Source organism: Fructilactobacillus hinvesii (assembly GCF_024029435.1).
Taxonomy (GTDB): Bacteria; Bacillota; Bacilli; order Lactobacillales; family Lactobacillaceae; genus Fructilactobacillus; species Fructilactobacillus hinvesii.
On record NZ_CP097118.1, the window covers coordinates 707,878 to 727,623 of the forward strand.

Consider the following 19,746-nt stretch of genomic DNA (forward strand, 5'->3'; position numbering starts at 1 on the left):
TTATGGCATTACAAAATCATTTTGACATCGTTGGCAGCTTTTTACGACCAGAACGGCTCAAGGCAGCGCGAGCCCAACGAGCAACTGGGACGCTGAGTGCAAGTGAGTTAAGGGACGTGGAAAACGAAGCAATTCAGGATTTGGTACAAAAAGAAGTCGCAGTTGGCTTAGAAACCGTAACAGATGGTGAATTTCGGCGCAGTTACTGGCACCTGGATACCTTCTGGGGCTTTGATGGCATTCAGCATACCCACCAGGAACACGGCTATCAATTCCACGGGGTTGAAACGCGAAATGATTCCGCCCAGGTCGCGGGTAAGATTAAATTTAATCCGCACCATCCGGACTTAGAAGCCTTTCGCTACCTCCAATCCGTGGTGCAACAATATCCGGGGATCATTGCCCGCCAAAGCATTCCGTCTCCCGCCCAACTCTACGCGGAATTAGTTCGGGGACCGGAAAACATTGCGGCAGTCAACCAGTACTATCCAGACCATCAGGAGTTAGTTCATGACATTGGTCAGGCTTATCACGATTTGATTATCGCCCTTTACGAAGCGGACTGTCGGGACGTGAAGCTCGATGACTGTACCTGGGGGATGTTAGCGGATCACGATTTTTGGCAGTTAATGACGGATCAAGCTGAAGACATTGAGCAGTTACAACAAGAATACGTGGCCTTTAACAACGCGGCCCTGGTTGATTTACCGGCGGATCTGCGAATTAGCACTCACGTATGTCGCGGGAATTACGCTTCGACCTGGGCCGCCCAGGGTGGTTACCAACCAGTGGCCCAAACGTTGTTTAACAAGGAGAACGTGGAAAATTATTACCTTGAATTTGACGATGACCGGTCCGGGGATTTTCAGCCGTTGGCGGAAGTACCAGAGCCAAAGAACGTGGTGCTCGGATTAGTTACTTCCAAACGACCCGAGTTAGAAAAGCCAGAAACGCTGAAAGAGCGCGTAAAAGAAGCCAGCCAATACGTTGATTTAGATCGATTGGGCTTGAGTACTCAATGTGGTTTTGCCTCGACGGAAGAGGGTAATCATCTTACGGAAGCTCAACAGTGGGACAAGATTAAACTCGTGATTCAAACGGCCAACCAAATTTGGCCAGCAACCAAGGAGGACTAATGATGCCAAAAAAAGTAGCAATTATTACCGGAAGTGGGCGTGGAATTGGAGCGGCAATTGCTAAACAGCTGGCCGGAGAAGGATACGCGATTGCGGTGGCAGACATTAATCCAGACACCGCTGATCAAGTTACTAAAGACATTAATCAGCAAGACGACCAAACCGCCCGTTCGTACGTGGTCGATGTGGCAGAGCGTGACGAAGTGTTTCGCTTAGTCAACGAGGTGGTGCAGGATTTCGGACAATTGGATTTATTTGTCAATAACGCGGGGATTGCCTTTATTGCCTCAATCGTGGATAGTGACCCAGAACAAGTCCAGCGGCTCTTGAATGTCAACTTGTTAGGCACTTTTTGGGGAATCCAGGCGGCGGCTACGCAGTTTAAAAAGCAGGGATCTGGGGGAAAAATCATTAATGCGGCTTCCCTCGCTTCAGTAGAAGGTTCGGCCTTACAAGGTGCTTACTCTGCTTCGAAGTTTGGGATTCGTGGTTTGGGCCAGTCGGCAGCCAAGGAACTGGCACCCGACCACATTACCGTTAATGCCTATGATCCAGGGATTGTACTGACCCCATTACGGGATGGGATTGACGAAACTACCGCAAAAATCAAGCACACGACCTTTGATGAACAACGCCAAGGAGTGGTGGATGAGATTGCCTTAAAACGGGCTGCTACTCCCGAGGACGTCGCTCAGGTAATTTCCTTCTTAGCTTCGCCAAAGGCTGACTACATTACCGGCCAGTCCATTCTGATTGATGGAGGGATGCGCTTCCACTAGTTGTAAGGTAAAAACTAGAAGGGAGAGTATTTTCATGAAAAAAGGAAGAAAGATTTGGATCGTAGTTATTCTCGTGGTGGTGGCGTTGGGGGTGTGGACCTTTTGGGGGCACGCGCACCAGCAAAAGAACGAAATCACGTTGGGAACGATCGGCTCGGATGCCAAGATTTGGAATTACATTGCTAAACAGCCAGCCACGAAAAAGGCACACATCAAGTTGCAGGTGAAGAGTTTTACAGATGGGGTGGCGCTGAATACGGCGACCGCACAGGGCAAGGTGGATGTGAACGCCTTTCAATCGGATGCTTACTTACAGGCTTATAACCAGAAGAATCCAAAGCAGCAACTTAACGTTATTGGAACGACGTACTTGGAGCCGTTAGGCATTTATTCCACGAAATACAAACAGCTCAGCCAAATTCCGGATGGCAGTACGATTGCAATCGCGGATAATCCGGCTAACACCGCCCGGGGACTGAAGTTATTGGCACAAGCAGGATTGATTACGTTAAAACCCAACTTTGGTACGCTGTCGGGTCTAAACGGGATTGCAAGTAATCCCCATCAGTTTAAGTTTCAAGAAATCGATGATACCACTGGCCCGCGGATCATTAAGGACCAAAAGGTTGCCGCCGCTTTGATTAGCAATACGATTGCACTGGAAGGCCACCTCAATGTGTTAACGGATTCGTTGTACCACGAACAGGTCAACCAATCGACTAAGGCCAACATTAACGTGCTGGCGACTGCTAAAAATGCCTCAAAGCAGCAGAAGCAAAAGTACCAAAAGTTGTTGCAGATTTATCACAGTAAGGCCGTGCAAAAGTACGTCCGGCATGAATTTGATGGGACGAAGCTTGAGGTTCAAAAGCCGGTCAGTTATTTAGAAAATTAGCGTTGCCGCCTGGAAATGAAGTGAGGAAAGATGATTTTACTGATCAAAATAATGGCATTCATCAGCTTTTGGCTTGTTTATTTTTGGGTGGTTGCTAAGGCATATCATGTTGATATCATTCGGGAAATTACGTTAAAAATTAAAGAAAAGTTAAAAAAGTTTGGGTTTCTTTGCTAATCCGTGGTATACTTATTAAAAATTAGTAAAGGGGTTCTACGAAGATGGTTATGCTACTGGGTTGTTGTTCAATGTCAAACTAATCAATGTTGAAAGCAGATGAATTTTCTCATTGATTAGTGTCGCCACTGAGTTAGACGAGAGAATTCATATTGAACCCAAACCCATTTTCGCGGAAATTAGCTTAATTACGAAAAAAGGTCGCTGTCAGTATGAATTGACGGGGACCTTTTTTACGTGAGGAGGAGCATGATGAACCAAAGGCTAGTTAATTTATTGGGAAAATATCGAGGCGGCAAGTCCTGTTTCAGTTAGCTATGCAGCACATGATTTGCTAAAACGATTAATTGAAGGAGCTTGATGATGAAGAAAAAATATCTCTTTGGTGGCATCATTGTCATTTTTGTTTTGCTGTTCGTCTTTACGTTCGTGATTAAACCCAAACAGGATAACGATAAAACGATTCGCTTGGCCTCCTCACCAGGTCCGTACAGTGAACTATTCTTAAAGGGTGTCAAGCCCATCCTAGAAAAAGAAGGCTACAAGGTGAAGAACCAATCCTTTAGTGATCTTTCCTTAGCCGACGTGGCCATCAATAACGGGGAAGCTGATTTGAACGTTGACCAGCACACCGCCTACATGAACAACTTTAACAACGAAAAGCACGCTCATTTAGCGGCCTTAACCAAGATCCCAACGGTTCCAACTGGAATCTATCCTGCTCGAAAACACAGCCTCAAAGAAGTAGCCGATGGGGATAAGGTAGCGATTCCAAACGATCCTTCCAACATGGCGCGGGCTTATAACGTGTTAGTGAAAGCTGGCTGGATTACCCTGAAACCAGGGGTTGACCCGATCAAAGCCACCAGTAAAGACATTGCCACTAACAAGGACAACTTAAAGATTACGGAAATGCAAGACGTGCAGATCCCGCGTTCTCGTTCCGATTTTGACTATGTGATTTTACCTGGTTCCACTGCCTATCCGGCTAAGATTTCGACGAAGACGATGTTATTGCCAGAAGACATCAAACCGGATTACTATCTCGTTGCAGCTGTGGACAAAAAGAGTGAAAACAAGAAGTGGGCTAAGGCCGTAAAGAAGGCTTACCACTCCAAGGAATTTAAACAATACCTGAAGGATCACAACAAACAGAGTTTCTGGAAGACCCCCAAGGGCTACTAAAAATAATTTAGAACGGCTCCCACCAATTAAGGGGGGCCGTTTTTTAGTTTAAAGAGGGGCTGTTAACTAGTAGTTGCGTGGTTGCAACGAGGAATTGCGGTTAGAAACAAGAGTGCAACCGCTAAGATTAAAAAAATGCTTTGCAAATTAAGCGTAATTGGGAATAATGAGATTAACCTAGAAGGGAAGTGGGAGAATGGAAAATCAATTCGCCAGTCAATTAAAAAAATTACGAACGCAGCACGGTTGGTCGCAGGAAGACCTTGCTCAAAAACTGTTTCTTTCGCGGCAGGCCGTTTCTCGCTGGGAGGCCGGGACGGCTAGCCCGGATTTAGCCACATTGATCAAATTGACCGAACTTTTAGATTGCTCGCTAGATGAATTGGTCTTTGCTAAAACCAGTGAAGAAGAGCCCAGGTCTCAATCAAGGAGAATGAACTTTTGGGAGTTTATTCATCTTGATTGGTGGTTAATTTTTGCATTTGGAGGCTTTTTTATTTGGATGCTACGGGCAGTGGTAAGAATATTTCAGTAATGATACTAACTGATTTTTATTGGGCTATTTTCCAAGCGTTCTCAAATTAGAAAAAAGTTTTTATTTTCCAGGCCAAGACGATTATAATAACAACAACGATAGAGACACAGGAGGGCCGACGGAATGAAGGGAAAAGAAATAATTTTGGGACTACTGGACACCCAGGGACCACTTACCGGCTATGAGATTAATGAAATCATTCAGAATCAGTTAAATCACTTTTACGATGGTAGTTACGGAATGATTTATCCAACGTTACGCAAGCTTGAAGAAGAAGGACTAGTTGATAAACAGCAGGTTAATCAGACCGAAAAGCCCAACAAAAACGTTTTTTCCATTTTGCCAGAGGGAAAAGCACTGTTTCAAAAGGCCCTTCATGCTGACTTAAAGGGAGAAACGTTTAAGTCTGATTTCTTGTTGAAGCTCTACTTTGGTGATCAACTAACCAAGCAACAGCGGCGCAATTTATTGCAGCAAGAATTGGATTTTAAACAGCTGAAGCTGGATGCGTTGCATGCTAACCAAGATGAATGGCAACGAAATGGGATTACGGAAAATCAACAGTTTACCGTTGATTATGGGATTGCGACTTATACCGCGCAGATTCAGGTTTTGAAAAAAGAATTACAACGCTTATAAAAAATGGCTAGAGCAATCACGACTAATTAAATAGCGATGGTTAATAAATAAAGGAGGAAATCAAATGAAAATTTTAATGCAAATAATTTCCGCAGTTATTTTTGCGATTTCATATGCTGTTGTTTTTAAGGATGATCCATTTGTTATGTGTATTTTTAAATCAATTATAGTAACTGGATTGTTGATGGTTCCAATTATCTATTTGTATCGGTTTAGTAGAAAAAGATAAAAAATGGCTAGGATTTGATTTTTCAAATCCTAGCCATTTTTATTTAGAAATTATTTTTGCATGTATTGCTGAATTCTTGGCTTCCTTGAGATTATCCATCGAAGTGGCGTAACTGATCCGCACGTAACCTTCTCCACCCGGTCCAAAGGCCTTACCAGGAACAACGGCAACTTTGGCTTGGTTTGCTAAGTCATAGCTAAAAGCAAAACTATCCTGATTATAGCCAGCCGGAATCTTGGCGAAGATGTAGAATGCTACATCAGGATTGGCTAATTCAAAGCCCGCTTTTTGTAGTTCCTTGACCATAAAATCTCGGCGTTTTTCGTATTCGGATTTCATCTGAGCCGTGTCAGTACTCCCATTTTGTAATGCTTCTGCGGCGGCTGCTTGGGCATTGGTGGTCGTCGATGTAATCGTAAACTGATCGATTTTTTCCAGTTGATCAGTAATCTCTTGGGGCGCCGCCATGATTCCGATTCTCCAGCCGGTCATCGCATGTGACTTGGAAACCCCATTGAGTAAAATGGTTTGGTCGGGCAAGAGACTCGCAATTGAAACGTGAGCACCAGTGTAAGTTAGTTCACTGTAAATTTCATCGGAAATAACAAAAATTTCATGTTGTTTGAGAATGTCTGCCAGCTTTTGGAGGGCTTTTTGGTCATACGTTTTTCCAGTTGGATTCGAAGGGAAGTTTAAAACGATGGCTTTGGTGTGAGGATGTGCTGCTAACGTTTCCTTCAGTTGTTCGGGAGTCAAGACAAAGTCCGTCTTTGAAGTATCCATAAAAACTGGATGAGCGCCCCGTAACTGGGTGACTGGAATGTAGAGAGGAAAGATGGGCGTTGGAATCAAGACGTCATCGCCGGGATTGAGGATGGAGGTGAGGGCGGTGTAAATGCCACCGGTGGCTCCCGCCGTCATAATGATTTCCGTTTCAGGATTGTAGTTTAGTCCGTAGCGGTCGTTTAAGAAATTAGCGGCCGCTTGGCGTAATTGTAAGGTTCCACGGGTCGGAGCGTAGTGGCTTTCATCGTGATTGATGCTGGCAATGGCGGCCTGTTTAACGTTTTCCGGAGTCGGGAAATCTGGTTCTCCTAGGGTTAGTGGGATTAGGTCCGGAATCTGACTGACATCGTCGTTGAATTTTAAAATGGCGGATGGAGATAATTCAAGCATTTCGTGATTCATTTTGGTAACTAATGGATTAGTCATAAGAAAACTCCTTTTTATTATTGGTAATTAATTTGAAAATCTTTAGCGGTTTGCAAATGCAACTTATTGGTAAAGAGGTAACGACTGAGAAAGGCCAAAGCAACTGGTAACACGATAAAGAGCAGCAAGCTAATGATGATGGTACTACTAGTGTGATGCGGATGGGCTGACAGGTTAGCAAGTGGTCCCACTAACCCGGAAAGACCAAAACCGGCACTTACCGGGGTTCCCTTGACGTTGAAAAGGGCGCCCAGGCTACCAACAATCGCAGCGTTAATGATGGAAGGAATAAATAATTTTGGTTTCTTTAAAACGTTAGCCATTTGAATTTTGGGCGTCCCGACGAAGTGTGAGATGGTGGTTCCGAGCGAATTAACCGAAGCGCCTGCAATGGCCACTGTAAATGCCGCTGCAGTAATTCCCAAGTTTGCTGATCCAGCTGCAATGCCGGAAATTCCGATGGCAGTTGCAATTCCGACCGAACTAATTGGAGAAAGCACCAGAATCGCAAAGCAAATTCCTATTACCGCTCCCATTAGTAACGGTTGTAAGCCCGTGAACTGCATGATCAGTTTGCCAATTGCCTTGGTAAAGGCGGTGACAGGTCCTAGCGTGAGCAAACCAATCCCCCCACCAATTAGCAGGGTTAAAGTCGGTAAAAGTAAAATCGTGTAACCGTGCAGGTGTTTGCCCACCAAGATAATCAAAGCGTAGGCCACCGCAATGGTAATCCCAATGTTGAGCACGTTGCCGCTTCCGGTTACTGCAATTTGTCCTTGATTAAAATGGGCGTTTCCAGCACCGACCGCTGCGGCCAGGGCGAGACAAGTGGTCTGAATCGGGGTGAACTTGGCCAGCATCCCTACACAAACGGCACTGGTGGCTGGAAGCAACATCGCAGCGATACTGGTCATGGCGAGAATGATACCTAGTAACGGGAACTGAGTTACAAACGGTTTGATGATGGCGTTCAGAATGGCTCCTGGAACGAGCGCTACGATTAAGCCAATCGAGATCCCGTTTAAAATATTGTTAGTAGCAGTTTTGATGGAATTAGGCATAAGCTGTCCTTTCTAAATTAAACAATGATAAACAAAAAGCCTAGTTAGAACCGTGATTCTAACTAGGCTAGTTGTACAGAAAATTCAAATTCAATCGAACTGCCTAGTTAAAATCATTTCAGATCTAACTAGGCAACCAAAAATTACCTTACTTAGATCTGCGCGGATTCCAAGTAAAGTAAAAATAGAAACTAGGTTGGTGCGTCAACTGACTGGTCATTTGAACTTTCCTTTCTAAAATTAAATTGGTTTAATTAAACAATGATTAAGAATGATTGTCAAGGGAAATTTTAAATTACGGCGTTTGGACAAGTTCCGGTGGCAATTGTGGTCGCAAAATTTTGGTAACTAATCGTAATCATGTCGGTTAGTGCGGGCTCGGTGAACGAACCCACGTGTGGGGTAATAATGACGTTCGGGAATTGCTGCATTAGGGTTAGTAGTTCAGCATTCGGCAGTTGATCTAAACTAGCGAAATCTTTTCCGATGATTTGGGATTCAGCAACAATGACGTCAGCCCCATAGCCACCGATGGTTTGCGCTGCTAAAGCTTGATTAACTGCCGGTAAGTTGACGACCTGCGAACGTGCCGTGTTAATTAAAATGGCATCAGACTTCATTTCCCGTAGTTCAGCTTGGTCAATTAAATGCTCCGTTTTCCCGGGAATAAACGGAACGTGGAGCGAGACAATGTCAGCTTCATTCAGTAACTCAGGTAAGCTGACTAGGTCGATCCCATTTTTATGGTGGGGATCGGCAGAATTAGGATCGTACCCGATAACCGTGGCCCCGAGACCAGCATAAAGTTCTCCTTCTGCAGCTCCAATTCGGCCACAACCGATGATTCCCACTGTAGAACTATGAATTTCTTTACTAAAATATTGATCTAATACCCGAAAGTTGCCGGTGTGGGTGTTGGTAATTTCCGCAGCGACCTTTCGAAATAAGGACATGCCCAACGTTAAGGCTAGTTCAGCCACCGCATAGGGAGAGTAACTGGGAACCCGAGCAACCTTTAATCCTAGTTCTTTTGCCGCATCTAAATCGAGATGATCAACGCCGACAGTTCGGGTAAAGACGTATTCAATGCCCCATGCTTTAAATTTTTCCAGATTCGTTCGATCACCTAAACAATTTCCCCGCAGGAGTACGCCGGTTGAACCCTTGGCAACGTTAGCATTGTCGTGGTCTAAAAGTTCCGGCACCAAGTTTAATTCGTAATGTTCGGTATTTAATTTCTTAAAGTAAGGAACCTCAATGGGACGAACTCCGTATGCAGTAATTTTAACCATGGTAAATTTCCTTTCTATTTCAAGATCCCGGTACTATTAATAACCTGCAGGAGGGCAATCCAGATTGGCATCATGATAACGGCGAGAACCGTCGAAATCAGAGAAGCATTGGAAGCTAAGACCGCGTTCCGATTAAAACTAATTGCATAGGCGGAAGCAACCGTTGCCGTGGGCGTTGCCATCATGATTACCATTGTTGCAATTGCAACAAAGCTCATTGGAAGCACTCCTAGTGCGGAAAGGCCACCGGCTAAAATTAAGGTAACCAAGGGTACCAAAATTACCTTATTAAAACCGTAGTACCAAGAAATTTTACTTCCAGCTGCTTGCTTAAAGGAAAGCGATCCAAGGGTCACACCAATTGAGAGCCATGCTAGTGGTGAGGCAAGTTGAGCTAGATAATTAAGCGGAGTCCATAACCATAATGCCGTTTGATCAATTCGGAAAAAGGCCACTGAATGAGTTCCAGCACTTTGATCAATGACCCCTTTCACAAAGGTCGGAACCGTCACGTGGGGAACGTAATCCTGGATTAGCCACAGGACTAAACCTAGAAAAGTGGCAATGACAACGGGATTTAATAACATCTTTTTGACGTTTTTTAATTCCATTTTGAGCCCCGACATCTTGATGTATGCATACGAATACAGGAAAACGCGGTAACCGATGTTAAAGATGGAACTGTACATAATTCCCTTTGGTCCTAAGACGGCTCCGACAATTGGGATTCCAAAAAATGTGGTAGAACCAAACGTTGTTAAAATGCTCATTACGTCCCGTTCTGACTTAGGTAATTTAATGTATAAGAAGGGGGACACGATGAGAAAAATGATGATGATTAAGAATCCCCAGATTAGGACGCTCATACCCTCCGACAGTGTTTTTCCATCGATTGGAGCCATAAAAGAATTGAGTGCTAAGGCGGGAATCGCGACGGTCAAAGTTACCTTGGCAAGTGTTTTGCCAAATTGTTCGGAAAAAATGTTGTGTTTTCGCAGGAAAAAACCGAGCAAAATAATAAAAATGGTTGATGTAATGGCACTAACGATGCTGGGATTAGTTAGTGTTTTCACGAATGCAGCAGTAATACTCATATGATCCTCCGTATCTATTTTAAAAGTATTCTCATTCTGCCAGATGACATTAGACGATTTTTATTCTAGCATGAAGTGATGATGATTGTGAATCTATTTTCAAATTTTGTGGTAAAAATTAAAAAGCACTCCTTGTTATCAAACGAGGAATGCTTTTAATTTGCAATCTAGTTTAGTTAGTAATTATTGATCACGACTGTTCAACGATACGTTTCCCTTGTCGACTTGTAAAATTGGTTGCCCGGTATCATCGCGCATCACTTTGATGTTGGAATAATCATCGTTACCAGTGGAATTCTTGCTAATTTCCTGCGAAATGGTTTGTAATCCTTTTACCATTGCATTCCATACTTGTGGAGATCCGGTCTCAGCACTTTTAACCACTGGAGAAGAGGCTGGGAGGTTCACGTTAACCGTTTGCGCATTCGGATCCCATTTGACGCTTGATCCGGAACTATCAGGGATTTTGTCAACCACTTTTTGAACGTCTTGGGCAGCATCTTGACCAGATTCATACTTATTATTTTGGGTAAACGACTTCACAATTTCGACGATGTTATTTTGTGGTTTGCTTTGTTTAGCTTGAGATTTATTGGCATCATTTTTGGCAGTCTGTTCCTGGTTAGCTTGGTTTTGGTTCGATTGGATTTGGCTGTTGTGATAGTTCTGGTAGGTAAAGAACGCAATGATGGCTAACAAGATGACCACTAGCAACACAATGACATTGCGCCAGAAGTGGGACTTGTGTTGGCGCGGATGGTTAGACTGGTTGGTCTGATCTTGCGCCGTCTTTGCCGGTTGCCCAGTTGATTGTTGATGATTGTTATTTTGACTTCTCGTCTGGGGTTCATCACAGTACGGACAATAGGAAACTCCGTCGGGAATTACGTTTTTGCACCGAGGACACTGGTGGGTGCTTACGTCACTTCGATTGAGGTAGGTCGGTTCGAGGCTAGGCTGCTTGGTATTACAGTACGGGCAATATTGCGCAGTTTGCGGGATCTCTTTTCCACAGTTAGTACAGAATTTTGTGTTTTCTGAGTTCATGGTAATTCTCCTTTAGGTGTTTGCTTTTATTTTATCATACTAAGCATATTCACAAAATTAACAATAAAATGCTTGAAATTAGCAATGAAAACGCATACAATAATGAATGTGCTAAAAATGGTACCGATTAAAAGAAAGAGAAGAGGAACTAAAGATGATGCCGTTTGTAGTTTTGATTTTAGGAATCATATTGTTGCTATTTTTAATCATCAAACTCAAACTGAATACGTTTGTGTCGTTAATTGTAGTAGCAATCTTAGTGGCATTGGGACTGGGAATGAATCCAGCTTCCATTGCTAATACCATTAAATTGGGAATTGGAAACACGCTGGGAGAACTAGCGGTCGTCTTCGGGTTTGGAGCCATGATTGGACGATTGGTTTCTGACTCTGGTGGTTCGTACCGAATCGCGCAAACTTTAATCCAAAAGTTTGGGAAGAAACGGTTACAATTAGCCATCGTGGTGGCTTCCTTCATTATTGGGATGTCATTGTTCTTTGAAGTAGGACTGGTATTGTTAACTCCAATCGTGTTCGCAGTTGCTTTGGAAGCTGACGTTCCGTTCCTATACTTAGGAATTCCAATGGCGGCCGCTTTATCAGCTACCCAGGGATTCTTGCCACCGCAACCAGCCCCAACGGCCGTTGCTACGGCACTGGGAGCAAACATTGGTCAAGTGCTGTTATTTGGGATTATCGTTGCGATTCCGTGTGTAATCGTGGCAGGTCCATTATGGACGAAGGTGGTACGGCGCTTCTTCCCGGATGCTTTCGTAGTGAAAAAGAGTCTTCCAGCCTTTGGTGAAGTGAAGGAATACGATTTGAAGGATACCCCTAGTTTTGGGTTATCAGCTTTAACTTCCTTACTGCCAGCTATTTTTATGGCTGTGAACACTGTTTACCAATTAGCAGTTCACGGTGGAAAAGAAATTAAAAACCCACATGGTTTTGATGCCGTTGTTTCCATGTTAGGAAACCCAATGATTGCCATGGTAATCGCCTTACTCTTCGCCATCTGGTCCATGGGCTTCCATCGTGGTCGGGATATGAAACAAATCTCTAACAGTATCGTTGAAGCCGTGAAGTCCATTGCTATGCTTCTGCTGGTAATTGCCGGTGGAGGAGCCTTCAAACAGGTCTTAATTGATGGTGGAGTGGGAGATGCCGTTAAGGGCTTGATGATGCACTCCAGCCTTTCTCCAATCCTCTTAGGTTGGTTAGTAGCTGTAATTCTGCGGGTCTCACTTGGATCAGCTACGGTGGCCGGGATGACGGCTGCCGGACTGGTAACTCCATTGATGGCTTCCTTAAACGTGAACCCCGTTATGATGGCATTGGCTATCGGGGCTGGTTCATTAGCTGCTTCCCACGTGAATGATGCTGGATTCTGGATGTTCAAAGAATACTTTGACTTGGACATCAAACAAACGTTAGGAATCTGGACGACGTTGGAAACCGTAATTTCGGTGACTGGGTTGATTGTGGTATTACTACTCAACTTGGTTGTGTAAAAATTAAATTAGTAAAAAAGCAATTCGCATTAGCGGATTGCTTTTTTGTTTGTTTAACGAGAATTGGTTAGGTAAAAACGTTGCGAAAAGATGAGAAAACTGACGATCATTGGAAAAAGGCTATCTTTTTACTAGTAATTTTGCTATGCTGTGACTTAATTATGAATTAGTTGTAATTACTAGGACAATTATTGCAGCAAAATCCGAATGAAATTTAAAGAGGTGACCTCTGATGGTGAAGAAAAGAATCCCATTAAAATGGGACTAAAAATTTAACGCACGGCAAAGTCCCATTTTTAAATCAAATTAGAAGCGGAAGTTAATTGGTTTAATTAAAAGGGGAATTTAGATGCCTAAAATTGAATTACATGCACCACAGCTTGGATATCGTGACGAACATAAAGTGGTTTTGCGTGATGCCGACCTAACTTTGACGGGCGGTAACGTATATGCCCTCGTGGGATCAAACGGAGCAGGGAAGTCAACGTTATTGAAGACTTTAATTGGAGTGTTGCAACCATTGACGGGGACGGTCTGCGTTACCGTTCCTGATTCACAACGCCCGGCTTTTGGCCAAATTGGGTTTTGTCCGCAGTTTCCGTTGGTAGATTGGTATACGCGGGTCTATGATAACGTCCGCTTAGGACCATTGTTGGCCGGCCAATCTTGGAAAACTAGTCGCCAAAATGTAGCGCGGAGTTTACGGTTACTTGGAATTGAAAAATTACAAAAGGCAGCAATGGATCATATTTCTGGTGGACAACAGCAGCGGGTGCAACTAGCGCGGGAATTAGCCAAACGACCCGAAATTTATCTTTTGGACGAACCGACTACTGGTCTAGACGTTGAAACAATTGAACGGCTTTTTACCTACTTACAACAGCAAGCACAAGCCGGAGCGTTAGTTTTAATTGCTAGTCATGATTTAACCAGCGTGGAAGCGTACGCCAACCAGTTGATTTTTTTAGACCAAGGAGTGGTTCAATATCAAGGTTCTGTGGCTGGGTTCGTTCAGAACGATTTGATAGAACCGAGTGTACACGTAACAATTTGTGGAAATAGCCAGCAATTGGCGGACTTAAATAAGTTTTTATCCAGAACGGTTACAGCGGATGGAAGTTTTCGGATTCCCCAACGGCAACTGGAGCAGGTATTATCATTTTTAACAAAGCATCAGTTGCGGATTGTCAAGTTGGAAGCCATTCACCCGAGCCTTCGGACTCGTTACTTACAGTTGAAACGAGGGGAGGCTACCCATGAATCCTAGTCATTTTCGCCAGCAATCATTAGGACGACGGGGATTACTGGTGGTAGTGTTAAATGAAATTCAAGCTTTTCGTAGTAATTTAGGATTACTGGTCTCTATGACCATGCAACCACTTTTATACTTTGCTTTTCTGGTAATGGGAATTTCTGCGACGACTGGTTCTGTCCGGTACGCTGGGCAACGATTGCCGTATGCTTCCTATGCTGTGATTGGAGTCATTGGATTGATTATGATGACCCAAATGTCACAAGCAATCTATCGCAGTACGGTTGATAAGCAGTTTGGTTTGTTAGCTGTGAAATTTATGAGTGGGGTTCAGCCAGGTGATTACATCATGGGCATGAGTGTTTTTCCGCTACTAGGCTATTTTTATCAATGCCTAATTTTAACGGCTTTAGCCTATGGAACTGGACTTAGACTCAACTTGGTTGGCTGGGGGATAACGATTGGGGCTGGTTCAGTCTTTTTGTTATTTTGGAGCTCATTAGGCATTATTTGTAGTGCTTGGTTTAAAAATTATCAGCAACGGGATGTGGTCATGCAGCTGCTATTTTCGCCAATTGCATTTACCGCGCCATCATTTTACGTTGATGGACAGGGTCCAACCTATTTGCGGTGGTTGGCTAATTTAAACCCGCTAACATATCAATTACGGGCGTTACGAGCTTTGGCTTATGGCAATTTTACCGGATCAGTTTTACTGGTGGGGTTCATTCCTACGGTCGTTATGATTACGATTGCCATCTTGATCTTGAGACGGTTGCCATTAACTTTACAGGAACATTAACTAAAATAATAGGGAGCTTCCATTTTTACGGAAGTTCCCTATTTTAATTTTGAATTTATAGTTCGTCCCGCCACAATGGCTGTGACATGCATCGGGCACCACCGCGTCCCCGAGCGAGTTCTGAGGAAGGAATTTCATGAACCGTGAGGCCGTGATCGCGCATCAATTGAATGGAACGATAGTTACGGTCGTACGTAACCACTTCCCCTGGTGCAATCGCAAGGTTGTTAGAGCCGTCGTTCCACTGTTCTCGCGGAGCAATGATAGCATCCCCGCCTCCGGTTTCAATTAAGTCAATCTCACTGAGACCCAAGGATTCTTTTAGAACTGGTTTTAAGTAGGTTGCTTGTCTAATTTTGACCCCACCTTTATTGTTGGGTTGCAAAATTTCAATGTTTAAGTGGTAGTCCTGATCCATGATGCCGGGAAAAATAGTAAATTGATCTCGATTGACCATTGTGAAGACGGTGTCTAAATGCATCATGGCGTGATTATGAGGGATATGAATTGCAATGACCGTTTCAAAAGGAGAAGCGGGATTGTTAAACAGATGCTCTGCAAGGGTAAGAGCAGCTTCACGGGTCGTCCGTTCAGAAATTCCGAGGGCCAGGGTTTGCTGATTAAGAACTAACTCATCACCACCCTCTAGATGAGTTGGTAGGGTGGGTTGCAACCAGATCGGGGTAGATTGAAACCGGGGATGATGATCAACAATCCATGAAAAGATGAAGGATTCCGGCTTACGGGCCGCAAACGTCATTGGATTAACTGTGACCCCGTTACCGAGAACCGCTTGCGGATCCCTAGTGAAGTAAGCGTTGGGTAACGGTGGTAGAACAAATGGCTGTTGGTAGTTTTCCAGTAATCCCACGGTTTCACTGCGAAGCCCGGCATAAATCGTAGTAGTGAGTGCATGAGCTGATAAAGATTGGAGGTAAGCTTGTGTGGTCTCAACTTGGATGGAGTCTAAGGTGAATTGGGCCAGATAGTCCTTGATAAAGCCAGTTTTCACGTTCCCATCACGTAAAATATCTTGCAATAGTTTTTCAATGTAAACCGGTTTGACGTTGTGATTACGGAGCAAATCCGTGAATTGATCATGTTCCCGTTGTGCAATTTTTAAAAAGGGGACGTCATCAAAGAGTAAGTCCTTCATGGTGTCTGGTGTAATGTTTTCTAACTCCGGACCGGGACGGTGAACCAGCACCTCACGCAAAGTTCCGATTTCTGAATTAACCTGTAATTGACTGTTCATAGGATCCTCCTCGTTGCTTGTTCACTCAAATTGTTGCTAGCATAACGCGATTATCTCCCTACGAATAGAGTTAATGTCAGTTTAGATGACATCTAAGTTGAATTTTATAGAAGTGATTTCTCTTAAATGGTTTGGAAGAAATCATGAATAAGCTGGGATCCAGCAATTTTAATGTCAAAATTACCGTTAGCAAAGCACCAGCTAAGCATCATCCCACGAAAGCACAACCGGCATTCCAAAAATGGGTAGAAGGTTAACTAGTAGTGAAATTAGTTAACTAAGGAATTAGAGCAAAAAAATATCGAGGAAATTAGTCAAAATCTAGTTTCCTCGATATTTTTATTTTTGCTTTCGCTGAAAATGCTTCAAAGCTGTTTTCACTACCGTTTGAAAATCATAAACCGCAGCGTTACCTCGATAAATTGGTTCGGTTTGATAGGAGAGCGGCTTTTGATATTCAACCTGAATTTCTAAAAAGTCGTCATAAATATCCATGTCAATGTCTTGATTTTGACGTTGCACGGGTTCACCGTTTTCAAGAACGCAGACCATTTGGGTAACGGTCGGTCGTTGCAACCAGTATTCCGCCAGATGAATGGAGGTGTTGGTTTCAAAATCCGTTCCAATCATGAGAATCTTAGCAGGAATTTGATTGGTATAAAGAGTGCCGAGCGGAGAATTGGGACCTAAACCAAAGTGAAAGGCATGCGGAGCTAGTTCAGCTTGCCGAGCGCCATAGATGGCAAACGAGTACAACGGATGTGTGGTCCGAATCACGTTGGGATATTTCCGAAAGGTTTCTGGAATGATTCCGATGCCCGTGGAGACTGGAGTCGTTTCTGGATTATAGGGGAGCTGATGGTCGCGAATGTACTGCCAATCTTTGGGATCAGCGGGAGGATAACCCCAGGTGTTGGGATCGCTTCTTTCCACCGATTGAGTCGGCATCATGATGGTGCCGGTCTCTCCCACCCGATTGATTAAAGACTGAATGACAGCTTCTGGACCACCCAGCACGAATCCTAATGACTTTAGTGAGGAGTGGACGATTAACGTATCCCCCACGTTAATTCCTAATCGAGACCAGAGTTACTCTAAATCTGATTGGGTAATCAATGGTTTTTCGTCAATTTGACGTTGCTTAGAATGAGTCATTATGACCTCCAATCTGCTGGGTCAGTAAAGCGGGAAGCAATGAATTAGTGAGACGAATTCTCTTTTTTTCGAAAGGAAATTAGGATTGCCCAGAAGTAGTTGAGAATGATCACCACTATGTTTTGAACCACGTTAACTAAGTTTTTGCCAAGGCTTGAATCAAACTTTAAAATGCTAACCCCAACCATTAAAATGCCAGCTCCAATGATAAAGGTTAAAAACCGGCCAGCAAAAAAGGTTGCTAGCTGGTACCAAAATTCCTTGGTGGAATGGTGTTGATTATGAAAGACAAAGTATTTGTTGGTGTAAAAGGCGAATAGCACGGTAATTACCCACGCAATGGAGTAGTTAATTACGTAGTTTAAATTGGTATAACGATCTAATAGATAGAAACTTACCAGGTTGACAACCGTAGCGGCGACTCCCCAGAAGAGGTAGGGAATGACATCTCGATGTTTTTGGTACAGTTGGACTAATTTTTCAATCATTTTTGTTCCTCAATAATGTATTGCGGACGACGCTTCGTTTCGAGGTAAATCTTACCAATGTATTTTCCTACAATCCCCAGGCAGAACAGTTGGATTCCGCCCATCAGTAGGATAATTGAAACCATGGATGGCCAGCCGGCAACTGCGTCACCAAAGAACAAAGCACGAAAGACCACGATGATAATCCCAATCATGGCTAAAAAGCACGAGAATCCTCCTACAAAGGTAGCAATGCGTAACGGAGCATCCGAAAAATCTACGATTCCTTCAATCGAATATTCAAACAATTGAATCATTGACCAGTGGGTTTCACCAGCGGCTCGCGGTCGACCTTGGTACTTAATGTACTTAGTTTGAAAACCGACCCAGCTAAAGATTCCCTTGGAAAAGCGGTTGTATTCGGCCAGTTCGTTGACTGCGTTAACGTATCGTTTCGTCATGAGGCGGTAGTCTCTAACGTTTGGTTTAATTTTGACGTCGGATAGACTGTCAATGACCTTATAAAAACTAGCAGAAAGAAAAGCCCGAATCGGGTTTTGTTTCCGACTGGTTTGGATGCATCCCACACAGTCATACGGTTCGTTGTTAATGATTTCTAACATTTTGGCCAATAACTCTGGGGGATCCTGTAAGTCGACGTCCATCAAGGCCACATAGTCTCCCTGGGCATTGCGAAGTCCAGCGGCCATGGCTGCTTCTTTACCGAAGTTTCGGGAAAAAGAAATGAAGTGAACTGTGTCTGGATGTTGTTCGTGAAGCTCATGAATGATTTTGATGGTCTCGTCGCTTGAGCCATCGTTGATAAAAAGGTAGTCCGGTTGGTATTGGACGGTGTTGCTGTTCATTTGGGCGAAGACTTTTTCGACCGTGTCAAAGAATAATTGAATTGATGCTTGTTCGTTATAACAAGGGACAATCAAACTGATTGTTTCCAAATTAGTTCCTCCTTGGTGCTTTTCAAATGGGACTTGAAAAGGATAAAATACTGATTTCATTTTAGCATTAATTAGGGTAATTCGATATCTGAATTTCTGCTACAATGGTAATTAATTGCTTAATCATTTTTTAACAATTCATTTTTAAGGGAGGGTGACACATGGCAACCCGCAAACAAAACTGGATGAAATTTTTTAAAATCTTATTGAAGCGGTTTACTCAGGGAGATGTTTCTGATTCTGCCGTAGTCTTTGCGTACTACGTATTGTTTTCACTATTTCCAATTTTAATCATTATCGGAGGAATTATTCGTCTGACTAACTCCAACGTGGGTCATGTCTTGAGCTTTATCCGATCTGTGGTTCCCACATCGATTTACCAAGGCATTGCTCCGATTGCTCAATCAATTTTTACGGGGGACGGGGGTAGCATTTTATCAATCGGGATTATCATCGTGATCTGGTCTGCTAGTAGCTCAATGGCTGCCTTTCAACGTTCGGTAAACCGGATTTACGGTGTCACCAAGCAAAGTTCGCTGATGAACCGCCTAACGTCCTTTATTTGGATGTTGCTATTAGTAGTGCTGTTGTTGGTGCTCATTATTTTAATGGGATTTGGTCGACTGTTGTTGAATTTTGCGCATCATGATCTGCACGTTCCCATGAATTTAATTAACCTCTTGAATGACGTGCGCTTACCAATTACCTTGGTAATTTCCATCGTAATTTTGACCCTGTTATACTACTTTGTGCCTAGCGTAGAAACAAAACTGAAGTATACGGTTTGGGGGGCCGTTGTGGCGTTAATTGGGTTACTGGTTCTAACGCAGGTCTTCTCGTTAATTATTAGCTCCTTTTTCCGCAACATTTCGGCTTATAAAACGCTTGGAACTGTAATGGTATTGATGCTGTGGCTGAACTTTACCGGAACCATTCTTTTGAGCGGGGCCGTTTTAAACGCTAGCCTCCAAGAATATTTTGGCGGTTCTTTACCTGAATCAGCAGCGCAAACGTCACTAAAAGCTCTCTATGAAAAAAGCCCACACCGAAACCGGCAGGACTAGGATG

The 19,746-nt window shown here is 43.6% G+C and carries 20 protein-coding genes; 11 read left to right on the forward strand and 9 right to left on the reverse strand.

Annotated features, from left to right (window positions below; translation table 11 throughout):
- The first annotated feature begins 2 nt into the window (after window positions 1–2).
- From M3M39_RS03435 to M3M39_RS03465, 7 genes are all read left to right on the forward strand, one after another.
- Window positions 3–1,136, forward strand: coding sequence for a 5-methyltetrahydropteroyltriglutamate--homocysteine S-methyltransferase (locus tag M3M39_RS03435; RefSeq protein ID WP_252797854.1), 1,134 nt, complete (start codon window positions 3–5; stop codon window positions 1,134–1,136).
- 2 nt (window positions 1,137–1,138) lie between these two features.
- Entirely contained in the window at window positions 1,139–1,915 is a 777-nt protein-coding gene (locus M3M39_RS03440) for an acetoin reductase (RefSeq protein ID WP_252797859.1), read from the forward strand.
- Between the two features lie 34 nt (window positions 1,916–1,949).
- The gene (locus M3M39_RS03445) at window positions 1,950–2,810 is read left to right on the forward strand and encodes a MetQ/NlpA family ABC transporter substrate-binding protein (RefSeq protein WP_252797861.1); all 861 of its coding nucleotides are present in this window, start codon (window positions 1,950–1,952) and stop codon (window positions 2,808–2,810) included.
- A gap of 540 nt (window positions 2,811–3,350) precedes the next feature.
- Window positions 3,351–4,172 (forward strand): MetQ/NlpA family ABC transporter substrate-binding protein, encoded by an 822-nt coding sequence (locus M3M39_RS03450; protein ID WP_252797863.1) that lies wholly within the window; start codon window positions 3,351–3,353, stop codon window positions 4,170–4,172.
- Window positions 4,173–4,368: 196 nt separating this feature from the next.
- Window positions 4,369–4,707, forward strand: a complete 339-nt coding sequence (locus M3M39_RS03455) for a helix-turn-helix domain-containing protein (RefSeq protein WP_252797864.1) — start codon at window positions 4,369–4,371, stop codon at window positions 4,705–4,707.
- A 123-nt stretch (window positions 4,708–4,830) separates the two neighbouring features.
- Window positions 4,831–5,346, forward strand: a complete 516-nt coding sequence (locus M3M39_RS03460) for a PadR family transcriptional regulator (RefSeq protein ID WP_252797865.1) — start codon at window positions 4,831–4,833, stop codon at window positions 5,344–5,346.
- Between the two features lie 64 nt (window positions 5,347–5,410).
- Complete coding sequence (locus M3M39_RS03465) at window positions 5,411–5,575, forward strand: hypothetical protein (RefSeq protein WP_252797866.1); 165 nt, start codon at window positions 5,411–5,413, stop codon at window positions 5,573–5,575.
- Between the two features lie 39 nt (window positions 5,576–5,614).
- Here M3M39_RS03465 and M3M39_RS03470 read toward each other — a convergent pair whose 3' ends face one another.
- The 5 genes from M3M39_RS03470 to M3M39_RS03490 form a co-directional block, all read right to left on the reverse strand.
- Complete coding sequence (locus M3M39_RS03470; RefSeq protein ID WP_252797868.1) at window positions 5,615–6,787, reverse strand: aminotransferase class I/II-fold pyridoxal phosphate-dependent enzyme; 1,173 nt, start codon at window positions 6,785–6,787, stop codon at window positions 5,615–5,617.
- A 17-nt stretch (window positions 6,788–6,804) separates the two neighbouring features.
- Window positions 6,805–7,848, reverse strand: a complete 1,044-nt coding sequence (locus M3M39_RS03475) for a PTS sugar transporter subunit IIC (protein ID WP_252797869.1) — start codon at window positions 7,846–7,848, stop codon at window positions 6,805–6,807.
- Window positions 7,849–8,138: 290 nt separating this feature from the next.
- Window positions 8,139–9,140, reverse strand: coding sequence for an NAD(P)-dependent oxidoreductase (locus M3M39_RS03480; RefSeq protein WP_252797870.1), 1,002 nt, complete (start codon window positions 9,138–9,140; stop codon window positions 8,139–8,141).
- Between the two features lie 14 nt (window positions 9,141–9,154).
- Complete coding sequence (locus M3M39_RS03485; protein WP_252797871.1) at window positions 9,155–10,234, reverse strand: AEC family transporter; 1,080 nt, start codon at window positions 10,232–10,234, stop codon at window positions 9,155–9,157.
- Between the two features lie 183 nt (window positions 10,235–10,417).
- Entirely contained in the window at window positions 10,418–11,281 is an 864-nt protein-coding gene (locus M3M39_RS03490) for a zinc ribbon domain-containing protein (RefSeq protein ID WP_252797873.1), read from the reverse strand.
- A gap of 157 nt (window positions 11,282–11,438) precedes the next feature.
- On the opposite strand from M3M39_RS03490, the gene M3M39_RS03495 reads away from it, so the two are divergent.
- The 3 genes from M3M39_RS03495 to M3M39_RS03505 all read left to right on the forward strand — a co-directional run bounded on the left by M3M39_RS03495 (window position 11,439) and on the right by M3M39_RS03505 (window position 14,845).
- The gene (locus tag M3M39_RS03495; protein ID WP_252797958.1) at window positions 11,439–12,791 is read left to right on the forward strand and encodes a gluconate:H+ symporter; all 1,353 of its coding nucleotides are present in this window, start codon (window positions 11,439–11,441) and stop codon (window positions 12,789–12,791) included.
- A 349-nt stretch (window positions 12,792–13,140) separates the two neighbouring features.
- Window positions 13,141–14,058, forward strand: a complete 918-nt coding sequence (locus M3M39_RS03500; RefSeq protein WP_252797874.1) for a metal ABC transporter ATP-binding protein — start codon at window positions 13,141–13,143, stop codon at window positions 14,056–14,058.
- The gene (locus M3M39_RS03505; RefSeq protein WP_252797875.1) at window positions 14,048–14,845 is read left to right on the forward strand and encodes an ABC transporter permease; all 798 of its coding nucleotides are present in this window, start codon (window positions 14,048–14,050) and stop codon (window positions 14,843–14,845) included. The genes M3M39_RS03500 and M3M39_RS03505 overlap by 11 nt, the downstream gene beginning before the upstream one ends.
- A 55-nt stretch (window positions 14,846–14,900) precedes the next feature.
- Here M3M39_RS03505 and M3M39_RS03510 read toward each other — a convergent pair whose 3' ends face one another.
- The 4 genes from M3M39_RS03510 to M3M39_RS03525 form a co-directional block, all read right to left on the reverse strand.
- Window positions 14,901–16,100: an arginine deiminase gene (locus tag M3M39_RS03510; protein ID WP_252797877.1), complete on the reverse strand. Its 1,200-nt coding sequence runs from the start codon at window positions 16,098–16,100 to the stop codon at window positions 14,901–14,903.
- Window positions 16,101–16,439: 339 nt separating this feature from the next.
- On the reverse strand, window positions 16,440–17,165 hold the full coding sequence (locus M3M39_RS03515; RefSeq protein ID WP_252797885.1) for an AAC(3) family N-acetyltransferase: 726 nt from the start codon (window positions 17,163–17,165) through the stop codon (window positions 16,440–16,442).
- Window positions 17,166–17,299: 134 nt separating this feature from the next.
- Window positions 17,300–17,743, reverse strand: coding sequence for a GtrA family protein (locus M3M39_RS03520; RefSeq protein ID WP_252797887.1), 444 nt, complete (start codon window positions 17,741–17,743; stop codon window positions 17,300–17,302).
- Window positions 17,740–18,678 carry a glycosyltransferase family 2 protein gene (locus M3M39_RS03525; protein WP_252797888.1) on the reverse strand — a complete coding sequence of 313 codons (939 nt, stop codon included), beginning with the start codon at window positions 18,676–18,678 and terminating at the stop codon, window positions 17,740–17,742. Before M3M39_RS03525 ends, M3M39_RS03520 begins: the two co-directional genes overlap by 4 nt.
- A 161-nt stretch (window positions 18,679–18,839) precedes the next feature.
- Here M3M39_RS03525 and M3M39_RS03530 point away from each other — a divergent pair, with 161 nt between their 5' ends.
- Window positions 18,840–19,742 carry a YihY/virulence factor BrkB family protein gene (locus M3M39_RS03530; RefSeq protein WP_252797890.1) on the forward strand — a complete coding sequence of 301 codons (903 nt, stop codon included), beginning with the start codon at window positions 18,840–18,842 and terminating at the stop codon, window positions 19,740–19,742.
- The last annotated feature ends 4 nt before the right edge of the window (window positions 19,743–19,746 follow it).